The following is a 16,406-nucleotide window of genomic DNA, read 5'->3' as shown; positions in this document are numbered from 1 at the left end:
ACAATAAAAAAAGCGCCAGAATGCCGCCCCTTATATAACTCCTGCATCATCAAGATACTCTTCAAATTTCCTGCGCTTTATTCTGACATGTGAGCCTATTTCTATCACATATTCCTCATTCAGGTTATCTGAAACAAGACTGCGAAGTCTCTTCTCTCCGATACCATAATAGGAAGCCGCTTCCTGTATACTAAGTGAATACTTTCGCCACACCGGCACTTCAATCTTTTCCATTTCTCTTTTTCCCCACTTTCAAATCCAACTGAATATTCAAAGCCTTAGCTATATCCCGACTCATAACGTTTTCGGGAAGTTTACCTATCCTCGCTATAAGCCTCTTCTTATCTATTGTCATAACCTGCTCTGCCATACAGGCTGATTCCATATCAAGCCCTGCAATTTTACCTAGCAGAACATGCGTAGGCATTCCCGCACTTTTATGAATCTTTGTTGTTATAGGCACAACAGAAACCGTCGGCGAATACCTATTTCCTTTATTGTTCTGAACGATAATTACCGGCCTCTCGCCTTTTTGTTCCGATCCGACACCTGCACCTAAGTCAGCAAGATATATCTCTCCACGCCTAACCATGACCACACTCTCCTTCCTTTTATGTAAAAAGAAGGCACCCACTGCCAGTACACAGCGGAATACCTTCTTAAAATCAAACAGTTATATGTTCCCCTATTTGCCCACGGCGCCCCGGAGAACGGGAAATCACTAAGCGGCTGCAGCACAGCTCCATAGGCTCAACCCTTCCTGCGGTTCTCGCAAGACCGCTCCCATTACGATGAGTTGTGGCTGAGCGGAAGTATCATTATACCCGCAGCTGTCATCGCCAGTGCCGGTGCTACCGACATTCCAGTGAGGCTATATCGCGCAAGGCGTACCTTTGGGGCTACATACTACAGGAACGTACTTAGTGAATGTATATTCTCTTGTCAAAGTACAGACAAGGGAAAATCCCTTCACTAATAACTACAGAAATAAGGGGAATAATAAGTCTATTTTGAAAATAAAAAAGCAATCTTCCAAGAATGGGCTCCAATTGCCCAAACAGAAGATTGCCTTTTAAGCTTAGTCACTTTTCCAAATAAATTAAATTTTTTCAGTATCTCTTGATACCACATTTCAGCTATATCATCCGATGTTTTTTCTGTATTCGTATAAATCTCATCATATTGATAATCTGCATTAAGCTTATTATTCTTACCATGTCTGCTTGAATATCTGAAAAAACATGTTCAAATCCCTCTTTCATAATCCTATCTTCTTTTTAATTTTTCAACGCCTCTAATTAGAAGACCCAATATTTTCTAATTCTATTCTTTTATTATTCTCGCATCTAATTCCTCAAGTTTTTCTTTGGCCTTATCAACAATAGGCAGCTTGCCTCCAGATGATACCGCAGCTCTGTATCTCACAATAGCCTCAATATAATCACCTTTTTCGTAAGCAATAGTCGCAAGATTATAATAGCATTCAGCTTTTAGATTATAACAAGTTATCTGATTAGCAAATATGCTACCATCTATATTACTATTCATGAGTTCTTTAGCTTCCTCATATTTTCCTTCACGAATTGCAAATGTGCATTTTAGATAATCAATCATAACGCTCAAATTTTTACGTTTTTTAGCAGCAGTAGCTTTCACTTTTTCAAGTCTCGCAAGATATTTAGCTGCTTCTTCATGATTATCAACAGCAATGTAATAGCATGCAAGTCCAAACATATTATATATGTTATAACATTTAGAAAGATTCTTAGGAATTATTTCCTCATAGTATTTCCAAGCGTTGTCATAATCTCCAAGTGCCAGATATGCATTTGCAATAGTACATTTCCTGCGCCTATCAGTGCGCCAGAAAGGTATTTTCTTTTGAACGAGTCCTTCAGCTTCAATAAATTTCTCAGGATCACCCCAAGCCAGATATATCTCTTTAAAAGAAATATACTTAACCACTCCTATTAAAGAAAATATAATCGCACAAAAAATTGCCGAAACAATGTAATAATAAAAAAATACTCTTGATAATCCACTGTGTAATTCCAAAGCCGCATCATTTCCATAAGTTAACGGGCTAATAAATATGCGTTCAGCTATATAAATTGCACTCAAAAAGATTAGAGAACAAATATAAATTATCATTATTTTCCAGTACGTTTTCACTTGGTTCTTAACACATTCAACGGCAGTCATATCGTTATATGTCTTTTTCATAATATTTCCTCTTTTTCTCAATCTAACCCCCTTAACGCACATAAAAAGCACTTACCCTTTACAGATAAGTGCCTTGATACATAGTACAATAAAATTGAAATAGGGTATAAAAGTTCCTTTTTAATCTTTGCCTTAATAAAAAAACATGTTTTCACATTTCATTTTCAGATTCTTCTTCATTATCTTCGTAGTCTTCAATTTCCTCGTCTTCATCGTCATAATTTTCAACTGCTTCGACAACATTAACCAAGATTGCATCAAATACAAATTTATCTAACTCATCTAAATCATAGTGGAAACCATCTTCACCTCTATATTTATAATAGCGAAGCATAACCCTATTATCATATTCACTTTCAATATCAACAGACATTATGATATGAAATTCATCTTCAGGGAATAAAGCATGTAATTTATACCCCCACAATTCAACAATATCAAGTCCTAATCTTAAACTTTGTTCATATGTTATTCCTTCAAAATAGCTCCCAATAAGAAATTCACTATGTTCATAATCATAATTAAAGTCTTTATATTTCATAGCTGCTTCAATTGTTTCTTCTGAGACTTTGGGCTTATCATTTATTCTCATGAGGACACAATCATGTACCTTATACATTTCAGGATTAATTACTGACAGTTTACCAGTAAAATCAAAAGTATTATCGATATCTTTGATTTTTAAAAGTTCTTCTTGCATAAGTTTATTCATTTTTATCATTTTAATACTTCTCCTATTCACTAAAATATGGTAGTTCGCCTAGATATTTTAAAGCTTTGTCTATTGCCTTTTGAATCAACGGATCTTCCAGTATCCTTTGTATACTTGGTGGTGCTTCCGGATATGGTTCTTCATCTAAATATAATTTTCCATCAACTGGATCAAAAATATATTTAGTATCTTTTGCATCATGATAATGAACATTTCCATTTCCATCACCAGGTCTTTGGTTTTCAACATCAACTCTTTCAGTTTTTCCTCGTTGAAACACTGTTTTTGATGGCATCTGCGGCCCATTTTTCCCAAGCGGTTCTCCATCTTTGTTTTTTCTATGCGGTTTTTCTTCAGATTGATTCTTATCTTTAGTTTTATCCTTTTTCTTAGCTTTACCTGAAGATTTTGACTTTGATTTTGAAGCAAAATACGTAATACCTGAAATAAGCACAATTACTAATGTTACTACAAGAACCACAGGATTAAGCTCAGCTATAATTCCTCCAACAGTAGATGCAGCCATTGATACTATTGTAACAAGTGTTGTTCCAATTAAAGCAAGTGTCTCCCAAAGGGCTTTCAAAAATGCTTCTAATGTCATTGGATCTCTAACAATTTCCTGCACAGCCTCTGTGCAAGCCAGTAATGCGACCTTTTCGTTTTTGCTCTTACAATTAAGCAACGCTAAATCTGTCGCATTCTTTAATATATTAGCATCAACAATAGCGTTTTTGTCATATTTTATTCCTGTAAGTTCGAAACACTCTTTTATATCTGCTGCCAGCTTTTTCGGATCAACTACAGCTTGATTTGTACTAAGTGCATTAAGCCATACCGCCTGTCTTTGAACTTCAGTTTTAAATACTGTCATTCCTTCAAGCGCCGATGCTGTAGCTTTTATATCTTTCTGTAACTCATTTGATTGCTCTTTAATCATCGAACGCTTTGTGTATTGCCTTGCTTCCTCATTGAAGCCCTCAAACTTCCGCAAGCATTTATCCAGAAAGCCTCCGCTTCCGCAGAATTCATCATAAACCACCAGCGCCCTTCGGTAATTGGGCTGAGTAACGTCACCATATTTTCCATATTCACTTTCTATTTCCCGCGCTATGCACTCGATATCATAACCTTCATATTCAAGCTTATCGGCAAATGTCATATGATCACGCTTAATCAAATCCAGCGTTTCGTTATCGATACGAGCTTTTGGCGATGAATCAACCCTTGCTTCGAACATATTTTTTACACCAAGGCATCTGTTAAAAAGCTCTCTCTGGATATCCTTACTACCTACATGGAATTTTTCAAACTGTTTGCGGTCAATGAATTCCTTTGAGGCAGTTGCAGCCTTTCCAACATATGTGCTGTTGTTGTAATATTTGCCATATCCGGTTTCAAGTGCTCTTGCATCCCCAATATACCTATCTATATCATGTGCAAGATTATCAACAAATCTATCAAACTTTTCTGCATCAAATTTCTTTACATCACACGCAGAAAAATACCTTTCATCTTCGTAAACTAACCCCATCTATACAAAACTCCATCCCTTTAATCATCATCCGTCAGTGAGCTTAGCTCTGCTTCGAGTTCACTATTTCTATGCTCAAGCTCATCGATAAGCTCATATATTCTGTCTATTATTCTTTGAATATCCGACAAAAGCTGCGACGTTTCACTTAATCCTGCTGCAGTCCTACTACCAATCTCTGTCTGATATCTTTCAGCTTCCTGCTCAAGCTGTCCCCAAAACGCATCACCGTGAGTCATATCATAAGACCTTGCGGGCTCATAAACTTCTTCACGAATTGTGCGTTCCTTCTCTTTTATTATTTCAGCTTTTTCTTGGAGCCTTGAAATCTTCTCCCTATACTCATCGATTTTCTCACAGTTGTGACGAATCTCTCGTTCAATATCACCTCTTCGACTCAATTCTCATACCTCCCGAGGTTTTCTCTACCCTAAGGCTTTCACTAACCTCCCTGTCAACTTCTATCATGCTGTCTCTAAGCGTAAGAAGTCCTTTAGGTAAAGCTACAGCAGCCTCATACCTATATAACTTTGATGTTGTATGAACTTCTTTTAAATATTCAAGAATCTCTACTCCGGCGGGAAATTCCTCAAGACACTCCGAACTATTAAGTGCGCTATCAGAAAGCACCAAATGATCAGCCGCATTTCTTATATCATTAACTATCCCCGTGAACACGTTTGTGTCCATAAAAACCTTATCTTCTGCCATGTATTTACATTTCCTTATATTTAATATTTTGTAACATTTCGGTAATATTTTATCACGCATAAATATACGGCGGCAAGTACGGAAAATCATTAAGAAATAGCGATACAGCCGTATATAGCTGCATCGCCACAATCTTTTTATTAAATATCCAACACATACCTCATCTGCCTTATCGCCGACTGCAAAGAATAATGCACCGCCGGTTGAGACACGCCCTCAATATCTGCTATCTCCTTCTCACTAAATCCATGGAAAAAGAACATTCTTAGCCTCCTTTGAAGCTTATCCGGCAACTGATTTATTGCAACGCGAAGAACATAAGCATTTATCGCTTCTTCAGGGTCAATAGCTTTGGGCACGCCTCTGAGGTAATCCATAGCCTTCTTATTTACCTCCATGCCTTCTTCATAGGCATTCATATCTGTGTGGCGGTAATCCTGCATCTGGAGCTTCTTTTCCAAACGCTCATACTCCGCAAATACCTCTCCCTGCTCAGGCGTTATGATGATATATGGCTTAAAGAAATTAAGTTCAAATCCATCGCACGCCTCCAGCTCCTCACGGGACAGATCTGTAGCTATCGCCCATTTTGCATCTCCCTCGATTCCGGGATAATGCTTCTCCAAACTGTACAACTTATATAAATCCTGACTCTTATTTAATTCCCTTGCTATTGAAGGGCGTCCATCTTTTCTATTATTCATTTCTGACCTCCGTTTTTGAAAATTCATAAGTTCCCAAAAACGGAAGTCATGGATAGCGCCCAACATAGGTCTCCCACTTATGCACCTGCGTTCACACTCAGAGCAACAGAAAGAAGCCTGTGATATGAGCAAAAGAAAAAGACGAAGCAAAACAGAATATCTATCACTAGATACTTCTTTCTGTTTTGCTCCGCCTTTCAACGATTCTATGTCGTTCATAGCCGCTAACAAACTCTTGCTACCCGCCGCAACCATTCCGATTCACAGCCGGATCCGATGCCGGTACGGATAACTCAAATATTTAATTGTAACAACTATACAGCTTCTTTAGATTCGAACGAAATACGAATATAAATCCGCTGTCTTTCTGCCTTGATTTTCGCCCCGCATTTTGGGCACATTGCTTCAACACCTGAGAAGCTCTCACCTTTGAACAGCAATCGCCCGCAGACAGGACAACAGACATAGATCATTTTCTCTTCTACATGTTCCAAGACCTATACCCCCTCTTTTGAAATTACTGCTCCCCCTCAAAAGATAGGTTTTAAACCTTGTCGCGTAATATAATAACACCATATTTTACTTTTTATTCCATCAACTTGTTATCAATTTAATGTACTAAAACCATCAAATAACCATCAGCAATCCATCAAATACTTTTTTAAGCATAAAAAGAGCTACTGTCTCACATATAAATGCAAAACAGCAGCTCTAAAGCTCACCTTGCTCTGTCATATTGGTCCCTTTCTTCTTGTTCTCTGCAACATGCGTATATGTACATGCTGATTCCCAGATACTTGATAGCCTCTCTCTTCTTACGTTCTATAGACGCAGTAGAAAGATTCTCCGCTCGTGCCATCTCCTCATTTGATATAGAGTCCGAATTCAGATAGTAATTCTCAATAATCCGCTTGTAGAGGTCACCCTCGCATATTCCGCCGGCAATCTGATCCAGCACCATATCAATTATCGACCGCATCCAGGTACAATCCCTGAGATTTTGAAATATCCTGTCAAGATATTCAGTAGACTCTTTTAATGGTAATCTCATTGCCTCCAAAAAATCCCTTCGCATCGATATCTTTTGATCACGGATCCCATCACTGTCCAAATTGATCTTAAACAGCTGCGGTATCTCAAAGCCACTCCGATAGTGTTCCAACAAGAGCTTCGTCAGATCGCACACATCCTTAGGTTCAAATCCGTTACTAATACATAAATTGTTAATGCGCTGCTCATTTCGGGATATAGTTGCCATAACCAAACCTCCCTCCGCATTATGATATCTATTTTTCCCTACTACTATATGCATCACTAAGCGCCTTGGCATACGTAAGCACCAAGATAAAATCTGCCTCCGTCATATTACGTAAATATGTGACTATTTCCATTTCTTTATCAGATAAATACATGCCACTTTTTGGCTCCGCAGTCGGTTTAAAAAAATCGCTCAAAGATATTCCAAACACATCACATATCTTTTGTATTGTTTGAATCTGTGGCATGCTGGTCCGTCTTCGCATCGCGGACATAGTCGAAGTAGTTACTCCGGACAGCTCACACAGCCTGTATTCTGACATATTCTTTTCGCCACGTAGATTATCAATCCTATCAATCAGCCATTTAGCAGTAACATCCATTGTGGTAAAAAAACCTCCAATCCCCACGAAGTACTACATAATTATTGTAGAGTAATAACTTACTGCATTTAACCTAACTGAATCGAGGATTTACTTGACTGTAGTAAGGTGATTTTTTATTAGAACTTTATTGAAACATCCGCTTCAAAGGTATATTATATTTATACCCAAACATTAGTTCTTTTTTTGATTGAGGTTATATGTTATGAGTAGAGTGATTGATACTGTAGACGTCATCTGCCAGCACAAGTCGAACGGCGAAGTAATTCCCCTCCGCTTCCGGCTGATGAACGAAGATGGCCAATATGAAAATTATACGATAAAAGGTTATAGAACCATAACCCATCCGGGGCCTTATACTACTCCGGACGGGCTCTATGTTTCTTACTCAACATTTGTTTTTGAATGTATTGTTGTCGTGCTTGATTACAAGCGGAAGGTACGATTATATTTTGATACACATAACAGTAAGTGGCGGATTGCGATATAAAAGCGCTTGCCCGCTCTATCTCTATAATGTTTAATCCGCATCTATTCGCAAATAGTATTTTCCGCAATGTAAACAGCGGAACAAGTAACCACAAAGACTCCCATCTTTTACCAGATACTCACGTGCATTATCATATCCATCAAAAGAGCCGTCTGCTTCAAAAAGATCATCCGCAATGCCTAGTTCATCCAATTCTTTTGTCCCTACCGTACCAATATATTCGCAATAATCATTGCAACAAACCGCCCAGTTTTCACCTTGCCAACTCACATATCCCGGCGTCCTACAAAATAATTCTTCTGTAGCAGCTTCATTATCTATCGAATCAGCGTCCTGAATAAAAGAACCATCAAACTTTTCAGCCGCTTTGCCACTTGCAACACAATCCATGCAGATACAATCTACCTTCGCCCTTGTATACATATGCTGAACATAAGCTTCTACTTCCTTGCCACAACAATTACAAACACCCTTGCTAAACTTTACTTCTCCACTTTCATAAACATTGGGGTGATATTTAAACTTAGGTAATTTATTCTTATCCATATAACGCGTCTCCATTCATAAAATCATTTACGTGCCTCTCTCCTAGCATCTCTGACTTCACTTTCTATTGAACCACGAATAACTGCTCCCAAAAATATGATCAATGCAGCTATTCCTATAAGAATTACCATCACTTTCCACGAAGTATATAAAACCATTTGAATGATTTTAATATTTACGAAATATTCTCAATGCCCCCTCAAATCAAATTCACTAGATATCCCATAATAGTCTCCCCAAGTATATAAAATGTAATAATTGTCACTATCAATGTTTGTGTCAAAGTACACAATCTGCGTTTCAATTTGTTTTATTTCGCTATCACTTTGAGGTTTAACATGATATTTTTCATTAAACTGAGCATAGTATAAATTTAAATCATCTTGTGACAACTCACTTTTTATTAATAGCGCACCAAAATATTGCATTCCATTGCCATTTCCGCACAGTTTCGCCGCCATAGATTTTTCTTCAACTATTACTGTTTTTTCGGGAAGAGGAATCTGTTGTAATTCATTTACAATATTTTTTGCGACATGATCATTATTGATAGGACACAAAATATATAGCAAAAGTACTCCTGCTATTATTAATGCGGGAATAAATTTAATAATTTTTAAAAAAACTTGATTTTTCAATATAGTTTCTCCTCGTATAATTACAGTGTATCAGTTATTATATTCAGAAAATGAATTAGGTTATTTTTCAAGGTAAATGCAATTTTAAATGCATTTACTCTGACCGGTATATGGTGTTGCATCTAGTTTGAAGAATATGGATATAAAAATGGCTCAGCCAAATCTCTTAATCTGACTGAACCATAATATTACAATACTGAAATATCAAGTTCTGCTTCAAAAGCCTTCTTCTTACCTTCACATTCCTGTATTGCTTTTTGTATATTTTTTTTAGCAACTAAGAGTTCAGACATGAATTTTTCTGTATCCTTAAGGTTTTTCCGAATTCCCACAACAATCTTCTTCCGATGTTCCTCCGCTCCTTCGTATATATCATTCCCGTATATCTTAAGTGGAGTCATGTCATAAGTCTTTGTTGGTTCATAAACGTCCTTAACAATACTCTCGTAATCTAATTTTATTACTTTATAACTTTCTTCAAGCATAATGAGGTCGTTCTCATATTCTTTGAGCTGTTCATCGAGTTTCTTTATTTCTAGACGTTTTTCACTTCGATTCAATGTCCTACCTCCGACAATATATACAAAAACACTTAATTCTTACATTACTCGTTTAGCTGATTGCAAATAGTTAAAGCACGATTGTAATATTGTTTTAATTCTTCTACCGGAACATAACCTGTAACACTTTCATATGCTTCAATGGCTTTTTGCTCAGCATCTATCCATCCGGTAGTAACCAAAGATGATCTATCAAAATTATTATTGCATATAAAAAACATGCCCGAATGCATATTTTTTTCTGTTCCGTCGTCTGCTATTAAAGTTCGAGTATCATCGTAACTGCCTTCAATTTGTTTTCCATCTTTATCTTTGTTCTGTACGCTAACTGTAAGCTCTCCCTTTTTTACTTTTTTATCAGGTTCTTCAACAACAATTTCATATTTTATAAATTTGACCTTTGCAATGCCAAGGGTATAAAAATATGTAACAGCTCCTTCTTTTATAGAAAAGTTTTTATACCCAGAGAACTCTACAGATTCACCAGCTTTATTAGCTTTTTCTGTTATCATTTCTTTTTTATAGTTAATAAAAAAATATATTGCTACCGCTATAATAAATGCGAAAAATACAATACATATTATTTTTTTGAGTACTTTTTGTGGCATGTTTATTCTCCCGCTAAAAAAATTATTTCCAGTCTATTCCGCTTTCGTCGGCTATATAATCAAGAAATTCCTCTTTTGTCTTCTTGACTTTAGTAAGATTGGTCTTAGAGGTTGCTGTTATGAGAAGCGCAGAAGCGGTTTTATAATTCAATTTTGTTTTTAGTACTGTCATTCCAATTTTAGCATTACCATAGCCCATGTTTTGCAAAAATTCTGTTGCTTCATTAATAGAACCATCACAAACATCTATATTATATTCAACCATGGTGTTCCATATATCACCATCTTCACTTTTTTTCATACGATAATATATATTGTATGCTGAAACATCTGACATTTTATCATCATCACCCATACTTCCGGAATATACATCACCTTTAAATCCTACAAGTTCACCTACGTTATCGTCTAATGTAGCTGCACCTTTATAGATATTGTCATCTGCCATCACCGAATATATAGCACATTCATGCGCAAAATCACGCTTTTCATTTTTTTGGCAAGTATTATGTTGATTATTTACCGCATCATAAAGCGCTTTACCATCTGCGCCAATAGCATCAAAATATGCAACAGCTTCACTTGGAGACATTTTATTATTTCCCATAAGTTTAAATTGCCATGAATCTGCCGAATATTGAGTGAACAAACACGCAAGTGCAGTATAAAAAGAATCAGCTTTTTCTCTGTTTCCTGTTTTTTCTGCATCTTTATAATGTTCACAATGCTTTAAATATGCATCATTAAAAAGCTTCGATTCTTCTTTGCTAAATCCATATAATTTTTCCATAGATTCTATGTATTTAACTTCATTTATTTCAGCATTTGATTTTATATTATCAATAGAAAACTTTTTCTTTACCAAAGACCATTTTCTAGGCGTTTTATACCTTGGTGAAACAAGGCTTATTCTATTTGAAGCCATCAATCTCGGCGCCAAATTAATTGAATTCAAAGTTGCATCTGTTCCGAGTGCCACAAGACTTACCGTCTGCTTATCTATATCAACAGCATGAGAATGTATTGAATCAAGTCCTGCCGCTTTATCTGATATTTCTTCTATATGTCCCTGAATAGCATCCTTAATACCTGAATTAAACAGACGATTGCTTGCTTCGTCGTCGAATTCTTCAACCTTCTTTATGCAATCATAAAGAAAACCTCCGGTGCCGCAAAATTCATCATAGTCAGCTAAAGTATCCCTTACATATACTTCTTCTATGTCTCCGCAGTATTTTCTGAATTTATCGACATCTTCCATTGTTTTCTGCTGGATTGCAAAAGCCAGACTTTCATACTCTTCAAGCTGCCTCTGAAAACGTGTTTTTGTCCTTCCTACTACATCGGTATCTATCTTAGCATCATCGGCAGGATCGACCATAACCTTAAAAGTTTCATCAAGATCAACGTATCTCTTGATCATTTCCTTTGAAAGCTCGTATTGCTGGCGGTTAAATTCAGACTGCTTCGTGCCTATAAATCTCTTAGTAGCTTCAGCGCCTCCGCCTACGAATGTCTCGTTATTCTGATATTTTTCATAGCCTGATTGAAGATAGCCTATGCCTTCCATATAATTATGAGCTGCATTTTCAAAAGTTTCTATAAAATCATGTATCTTCTTAGTATCCCAACTTTTTCCCATTACATTAACTCCAAATTTTTCATACGTTATCTCTTCGCTCCCTTTCACGGATTTCTTCTTCAAGAGCTGCTATTTCTTCTTCGCATTCTCTGATAAGTTCCCGGAGTCTTTCCATTACTTTTTGCAGATCATTCAGGTGCTTTGATGTATTGCTCAGTATTATGCTTGTCTTTGAACATAGATCATTTCTGAAACTATCTGCGTCTTGTTCAAGTTTTCCATACCAATCGCCGGAGCTTGTCATATCATAGGCTTTATCCGGCTGATATATCTCTTCCTCTATAATTCTGCGTTTCTGATTGATAAAATCGTATGATTCTTCGCACTCGGTAAGATCACGTTCATATTCTCTTTTTTCATGTTCCTTCTCTGCTAATCTTGAATGAAGTCCCATCTATTACCTCCGCTTTGTTTCTACAGTAAGCCCTTCGCTGAGGATCCTATCCTGCTCGATCATACCGTCCCTGATTGTAAGAAGTGCTCTTGGAAGACATTCAGAAGCTTCATGCCTGTATGTGTCTGTGGATTTATAGAAAAGTTTAAGAATCTCATTCATCTCACATCCAACATTCATGCCTTCAAAAACATTCACCTTACTGAGTGGATCCTTTGAAAGAACACAATTAGCTGAAGTGGTCTGTATCTCATTAACAATATCTGTAAACACCCGCGTGTCTATGTATACGCTTTTTTCTGCCATAAGAATAGCTCCATATTATAAAATAATTATTAACATCTTATCATGTGAGATAGTCTTTATCAATGTTAATTCGTCATCCGGGTGTTCTTTTTTAGAATATTAGAAAAATAGTGGGATAGGAGCTTCTATATTTCGGAATAGGCCTATAGATATTTTTATGGAAATTTATAATTCTATCGGATATAAATAGGATTCAGATTGATTTCACTTTAAGAATGTGTTAACGTTATTTTGTTATAAATTCCCAGCTCAGGCCTTATATATTTCTAACCTTAAAATATATAAGCCTCCAAGATGTTCTATATGCCATATAGAACGCAAGAACCTATTAGCCACTCCTCTATGCTAATAGGTTCTTTTTTTAATTTTGATATTTCGCGATGCGCGTTTATATTACCGCTTACATTTTTTATTAGAACTTTATTGAAACATCCGTGTCAAAGGTATATTATATTTATGCCCGAACATTAGTTCTTTTTTGATTGAGGTTATATGTTATGAGTAGAGTGATTGATACTGTAGACGTCATCTGCCAGCACAAGTCGAACGGCGAAGTAATTCCCCTCCGCTTCCGGCTGATGAACGAAGATGGCCAATATGAAAATTATACGATAAAAGGTTATAGAACAATTACCCATCCGGGGCCTTATACTACTCCGGACGGGCTCTATGTTTCTTACTCCACATTTGTTTTTGAATGTATTGTTGTCGTACTTGATTACAAGCGGAAGGTACGGTTATATTTTGATACACATAACAGTAAGTGGCGGATTGCGATATAAAACACCTGCACAGAATCCATTCTGTACAGGTGCCAATTTCTCTAATATTACTTTAAATCTCGCTGATTTAAACTGAGCCATCCACAGATATCCTTATGGAAGATGTATATCAAGCTCGTATTCTACATACTTCTCACTTTCAATGGATAAATCCATGGTCCAGCTTATTTCACTATTAGAAACCTTAAATGAAGAGTCATATATGGTAAAACCCGAATGGGGCGTTTGCTTATCTGTACTTACTATTTCCACCTTAAAATTTTGCTCTTTAAGACTATCCAGATACTCTGCAACACCATCTGTAACTGTAGCCTTTCCCCAATTTTTGAGTTTTGGTTTGTTTGAAATTCCATCCACATTAATATAGTATACAGTACTGTCTCCCTTTGAATCATAATCCCTGCCTAATTTACTGCTACGATCAGGTAAAACCACTTCTGCTTTTTTTATCTCCGTAACAGATTCAGGTTCTGTAGATGAAGAATCAACAGAATTTTCTTCGGCTTTCGCCTCTTTTTCTGCACTTGCATCTGATGAATCTTGTGTTTCCTCTTTCAGCGGCGGCGAAGAAGTTTGCGTTGTAGCCTGAACCGCATCATTCTTCCCCACTGTTATTACTATTTTTTTATTTGCATTTACTTTTGTTCCTGCTGATACGCTCTGTGAAACCACCTTCCAATCAGAGTTATCCCAAATATAACTTCCATCTTGAGTTTTACTTTCAACATCTGAAAATTCAGCATTTTTCAGAGTCACTAGCGCATCTGCCAAATTATTAGCCATTAAATTCGGCATCTCTACCATTCCCGTATATATAAAATCAAGCTGAATCTTGCCTTCACTGTTGAACGAAGCTTGTTTGACAATCCATAGTTTTTTCTCATTTTCATCCATAGTTGATATCTTATTGGTCATATACATATTCTTAGCGTAATCAACATATAGAATCTCATTGTTTAACTCCTTTGCTTTTTTAGCTGCATCATTCATATTTAATGACACATAATTTGAAGACAGGTAAGCTTCCTTTTTTACGCTATTCAAAACAATTTTCGTGTTCTTATCTACTTTTGTTCCTGCAGAAACACTCTGTGCTGTCACTATCCAATTAGAATCCATCCAGATATCATCGGAAGGTTCTTTAACTACATTGGTAAATCCAATTCCGCCAAGCACAGATAAAGCTTTATCAAGCTGCATACCAACAACATTCACCACTTCAAAAGAAGTATCCGCAATGCCATTATTAAGCACAAAATTGTTCAACTCGATATCTTTGTTATTAGAGTGTAATCTTCCGCTCAAAGTCGAATCAGTCGTGATATTTATCTTCTTTTCAGAAAATACTTTGTTATCAGTACTCTTATAGAATGTTGCAGTATGCTCTCCTTCCTTTAACTTTGTCGAATAGGTAAAATTCTTACCATGAGGGATTGTATCTATCTTTTCCCCATCTAAATACACTTCTATATCATACGTTGCCAAAAATATATTCTGATCAAATGACAAATCAAAATACAACTGAAAATATACTTTCCGACATGTCAAAACTATTTCTTCCGCCTTATCCAATTGTGAGCCCGGAGAAACATTCTGCCCTACAACCAGCCATTCAGAAGTATCAAGTATACTTGTGGAATCATTTGATTCATACCTGACATTGACAAAATGCTTGTTAGCAAGATCCTCTATTGCCTTATCCAAAGCAACATTCTCCATACTATCGTAAACTATAGCCGAATCTGCTATTGATTCACTTGTCCCAAAGGAAGTAATATCCAATGAATCATTAAAACCAAGCGTAAATACTATACTCATATCAGCATTTACATTAACGTTCTGGTTGAGATCATTAAGAATAGCATCATCTACTTTAAATGAAATAACATGATTCCCTTCTTCAACTTCTGCTAATTCCGTATAATATTTACCATCTTCAAATTTATGGAATGGCTGTTCATCAAGGTATAATTCAATGGAATGGTTTTGAAAGACATCTTCAGAAGAAGTAACATTTACGTCAAAATAGAGCTTATGCATCACAATCACAGATTCTTCTGATGAAGCTACGTCACCTTCACTATCAGATTCTTGATTTGTTCCCTGTTCTGATGATTGCACCATAGAAGTTTTAGAATTTTCTTCGCATCCCGCTAGAATCAATAAGCTCAATAAAAAAATGACTATGATACGAACGCTGTATTTCATAACGAATCCCTCATATATTTCTCTCACAAATACAATAAGTTTCTTAAAATACCCGTACATAGAAAGACATTTATATTATCTCATCATATCCTAAAAGCATTTATTAAAATACGATAAAATAATAATATTAACCCTTATTGTCCCCCACATTTTTTGTAAAATGATATTAAAAAAGAAATGAGAGATATCATGTAGAAATTTTTTCAATAGGAGGTACGCTATGCCAAGAAGCGACGCAAAGAGACGAGCCGATAATAAATACAATTTAGCTCATTATACGGTACTTGGTTGTAAAATGAAGATACCGGAAGCAGAAGCGTTTAAAAAGGCTTGTAAAGATGCAGGAACAACCCCTAATGCAGTTTTTAGAGAGTAAGCGCGCAATAATCCGGTGGGTTGTAAAACAACCACCATTGTTATCAGGTACAAGGGCTTTTGCCCATAAAATATACCCCGAGTTCTTATGAACCCGGAGCACCTTGACAATTCACATATGATAAAGATTACATTGCATCAAAGATAGCATCTTGATGTTTCCTGAACAGCTCATCAAGAGCTTCTTTGCATTCTGGATTCCATGGAGATAGCTTTTCAAGCTCCTCGTCGCTCATCTGAGATGATGGACATTTGATCAACAGATACTTGAGGTAGTAGTAAACATCTACTCCACAGGCTTTTGCTGTCTCGACCATGGAATAAGTAAGTGCA

General features: G+C 36.4%; 23 protein-coding genes. 3 read left to right on the top strand and 20 right to left on the bottom strand.

Features of this window, described 5'->3' with window-relative positions:
• Positions 1-30 precede the first annotated feature (30 nt).
• The 11 genes from G628_RS0106900 to G628_RS16680 all read right to left on the bottom strand — a co-directional run bounded on the left by G628_RS0106900 (position 31) and on the right by G628_RS16680 (position 7,524).
• The gene (locus G628_RS0106900) at positions 31-234 is read right to left on the bottom strand and encodes an excisionase (protein ID WP_026666905.1); all 204 of its coding nucleotides are present in this window, start codon (positions 232-234) and stop codon (positions 31-33) included.
• Positions 221-592, bottom strand: a complete 372-nt coding sequence (locus G628_RS0106895) for a type II toxin-antitoxin system PemK/MazF family toxin (protein ID WP_026666906.1) — start codon at positions 590-592, stop codon at positions 221-223. Before G628_RS0106895 ends, G628_RS0106900 begins: the two co-directional genes overlap by 14 nt.
• 731 nt (positions 593-1,323) lie before the next feature.
• Positions 1,324-2,223, bottom strand: coding sequence for a tetratricopeptide repeat protein (locus tag G628_RS0106885; protein ID WP_027208805.1), 900 nt, complete (start codon positions 2,221-2,223; stop codon positions 1,324-1,326).
• 151 nt (positions 2,224-2,374) lie between these two features.
• A complete protein-coding gene (locus G628_RS0106880) occupies positions 2,375-2,944 on the bottom strand; it encodes a hypothetical protein (protein ID WP_027208804.1) in 570 nt (189 codons plus the stop codon).
• Positions 2,945-2,957: 13 nt separating this feature from the next.
• Positions 2,958-4,469 carry a hypothetical protein gene (locus G628_RS0106875; RefSeq protein WP_027208803.1) on the bottom strand — a complete coding sequence of 504 codons (1,512 nt, stop codon included), beginning with the start codon at positions 4,467-4,469 and terminating at the stop codon, positions 2,958-2,960.
• A gap of 20 nt (positions 4,470-4,489) precedes the next feature.
• Complete coding sequence (locus G628_RS0106870) at positions 4,490-4,870, bottom strand: hypothetical protein (RefSeq protein WP_027208802.1); 381 nt, start codon at positions 4,868-4,870, stop codon at positions 4,490-4,492.
• The gene (locus G628_RS0106865; protein WP_027208801.1) at positions 4,854-5,180 is read right to left on the bottom strand and encodes a hypothetical protein; all 327 of its coding nucleotides are present in this window, start codon (positions 5,178-5,180) and stop codon (positions 4,854-4,856) included. Before G628_RS0106865 ends, G628_RS0106870 begins: the two co-directional genes overlap by 17 nt.
• Before the next feature lie 140 nt (positions 5,181-5,320).
• A complete protein-coding gene (locus G628_RS18075) occupies positions 5,321-5,884 on the bottom strand; it encodes a sigma factor-like helix-turn-helix DNA-binding protein (RefSeq protein WP_027208800.1) in 564 nt (187 codons plus the stop codon).
• A 314-nt stretch (positions 5,885-6,198) separates the two neighbouring features.
• Positions 6,199-6,357, bottom strand: coding sequence for a Com family DNA-binding transcriptional regulator (locus G628_RS19410; RefSeq protein WP_420314842.1), 159 nt, complete (start codon positions 6,355-6,357; stop codon positions 6,199-6,201).
• A 245-nt stretch (positions 6,358-6,602) separates the two neighbouring features.
• On the bottom strand, positions 6,603-7,142 hold the full coding sequence (locus G628_RS0106855) for a hypothetical protein (RefSeq protein WP_027208799.1): 540 nt from the start codon (positions 7,140-7,142) through the stop codon (positions 6,603-6,605).
• Between the two features lie 28 nt (positions 7,143-7,170).
• Positions 7,171-7,524: a helix-turn-helix domain-containing protein gene (locus tag G628_RS16680; RefSeq protein ID WP_051199068.1), complete on the bottom strand. Its 354-nt coding sequence runs from the start codon at positions 7,522-7,524 to the stop codon at positions 7,171-7,173.
• 205 nt (positions 7,525-7,729) lie between these two features.
• On the opposite strand from G628_RS16680, the gene G628_RS0106845 reads away from it, so the two are divergent.
• Positions 7,730-8,014 carry a hypothetical protein gene (locus tag G628_RS0106845; protein WP_027208795.1) on the top strand — a complete coding sequence of 95 codons (285 nt, stop codon included), beginning with the start codon at positions 7,730-7,732 and terminating at the stop codon, positions 8,012-8,014.
• Positions 8,015-8,044: 30 nt separating this feature from the next.
• Here the strand turns inward: G628_RS0106845 and G628_RS0106840 are convergent, their stop codons facing one another.
• From G628_RS0106840 to G628_RS0106810, 7 genes are all read right to left on the bottom strand, one after another.
• Positions 8,045-8,560: a CbrC family protein gene (locus G628_RS0106840; RefSeq protein ID WP_026668465.1), complete on the bottom strand. Its 516-nt coding sequence runs from the start codon at positions 8,558-8,560 to the stop codon at positions 8,045-8,047.
• A gap of 188 nt (positions 8,561-8,748) precedes the next feature.
• On the bottom strand, positions 8,749-9,198 hold the full coding sequence (locus G628_RS0106835) for a hypothetical protein (protein ID WP_034469715.1): 450 nt from the start codon (positions 9,196-9,198) through the stop codon (positions 8,749-8,751).
• A 188-nt stretch (positions 9,199-9,386) separates the two neighbouring features.
• Positions 9,387-9,758 carry a hypothetical protein gene (locus G628_RS0106830; RefSeq protein WP_026668463.1) on the bottom strand — a complete coding sequence of 124 codons (372 nt, stop codon included), beginning with the start codon at positions 9,756-9,758 and terminating at the stop codon, positions 9,387-9,389.
• A gap of 44 nt (positions 9,759-9,802) precedes the next feature.
• Complete coding sequence (locus G628_RS0106825; protein WP_026668462.1) at positions 9,803-10,366, bottom strand: hypothetical protein; 564 nt, start codon at positions 10,364-10,366, stop codon at positions 9,803-9,805.
• Between the two features lie 22 nt (positions 10,367-10,388).
• Positions 10,389-12,008: a hypothetical protein gene (locus G628_RS0106820; protein WP_027208798.1), complete on the bottom strand. Its 1,620-nt coding sequence runs from the start codon at positions 12,006-12,008 to the stop codon at positions 10,389-10,391.
• A gap of 19 nt (positions 12,009-12,027) precedes the next feature.
• Positions 12,028-12,402, bottom strand: a complete 375-nt coding sequence (locus tag G628_RS0106815) for a hypothetical protein (protein ID WP_027208797.1) — start codon at positions 12,400-12,402, stop codon at positions 12,028-12,030.
• Positions 12,403-12,405: 3 nt separating this feature from the next.
• Positions 12,406-12,708, bottom strand: a complete 303-nt coding sequence (locus tag G628_RS0106810; RefSeq protein WP_027208796.1) for a hypothetical protein — start codon at positions 12,706-12,708, stop codon at positions 12,406-12,408.
• Positions 12,709-13,205: 497 nt separating this feature from the next.
• Between G628_RS0106810 and G628_RS0106805 the strand changes: the two genes are divergently transcribed.
• Positions 13,206-13,490 carry a hypothetical protein gene (locus G628_RS0106805; protein WP_027208795.1) on the top strand — a complete coding sequence of 95 codons (285 nt, stop codon included), beginning with the start codon at positions 13,206-13,208 and terminating at the stop codon, positions 13,488-13,490.
• Positions 13,491-13,583: 93 nt separating this feature from the next.
• Here G628_RS0106805 and G628_RS0106800 read toward each other — a convergent pair whose 3' ends face one another.
• A complete protein-coding gene (locus G628_RS0106800; protein ID WP_196803726.1) occupies positions 13,584-15,698 on the bottom strand; it encodes a PASTA domain-containing protein in 2,115 nt (704 codons plus the stop codon).
• Between the two features lie 220 nt (positions 15,699-15,918).
• Here G628_RS0106800 and G628_RS18700 point away from each other — a divergent pair, with 220 nt between their 5' ends.
• Positions 15,919-16,074: a hypothetical protein gene (locus tag G628_RS18700; RefSeq protein ID WP_155833781.1), complete on the top strand. Its 156-nt coding sequence runs from the start codon at positions 15,919-15,921 to the stop codon at positions 16,072-16,074.
• A 127-nt stretch (positions 16,075-16,201) separates the two neighbouring features.
• On the opposite strand, the gene G628_RS0106790 is transcribed toward G628_RS18700, so the two are convergent.
• Positions 16,202-16,406 (bottom strand): transposase domain-containing protein (locus G628_RS0106790; protein WP_034500702.1); only part of this gene is annotated, 205 nt, incomplete at its 5' end.

The organism is Butyrivibrio hungatei NK4A153, assembly GCF_000424465.1.
Lineage (GTDB): Bacteria > Bacillota > Clostridia > Lachnospirales > Lachnospiraceae > Butyrivibrio > Butyrivibrio hungatei_A.
The sequence above is the reverse complement of the archived record's forward strand: the minus strand, read 5'-3'. Positions and strand labels throughout refer to the sequence as shown.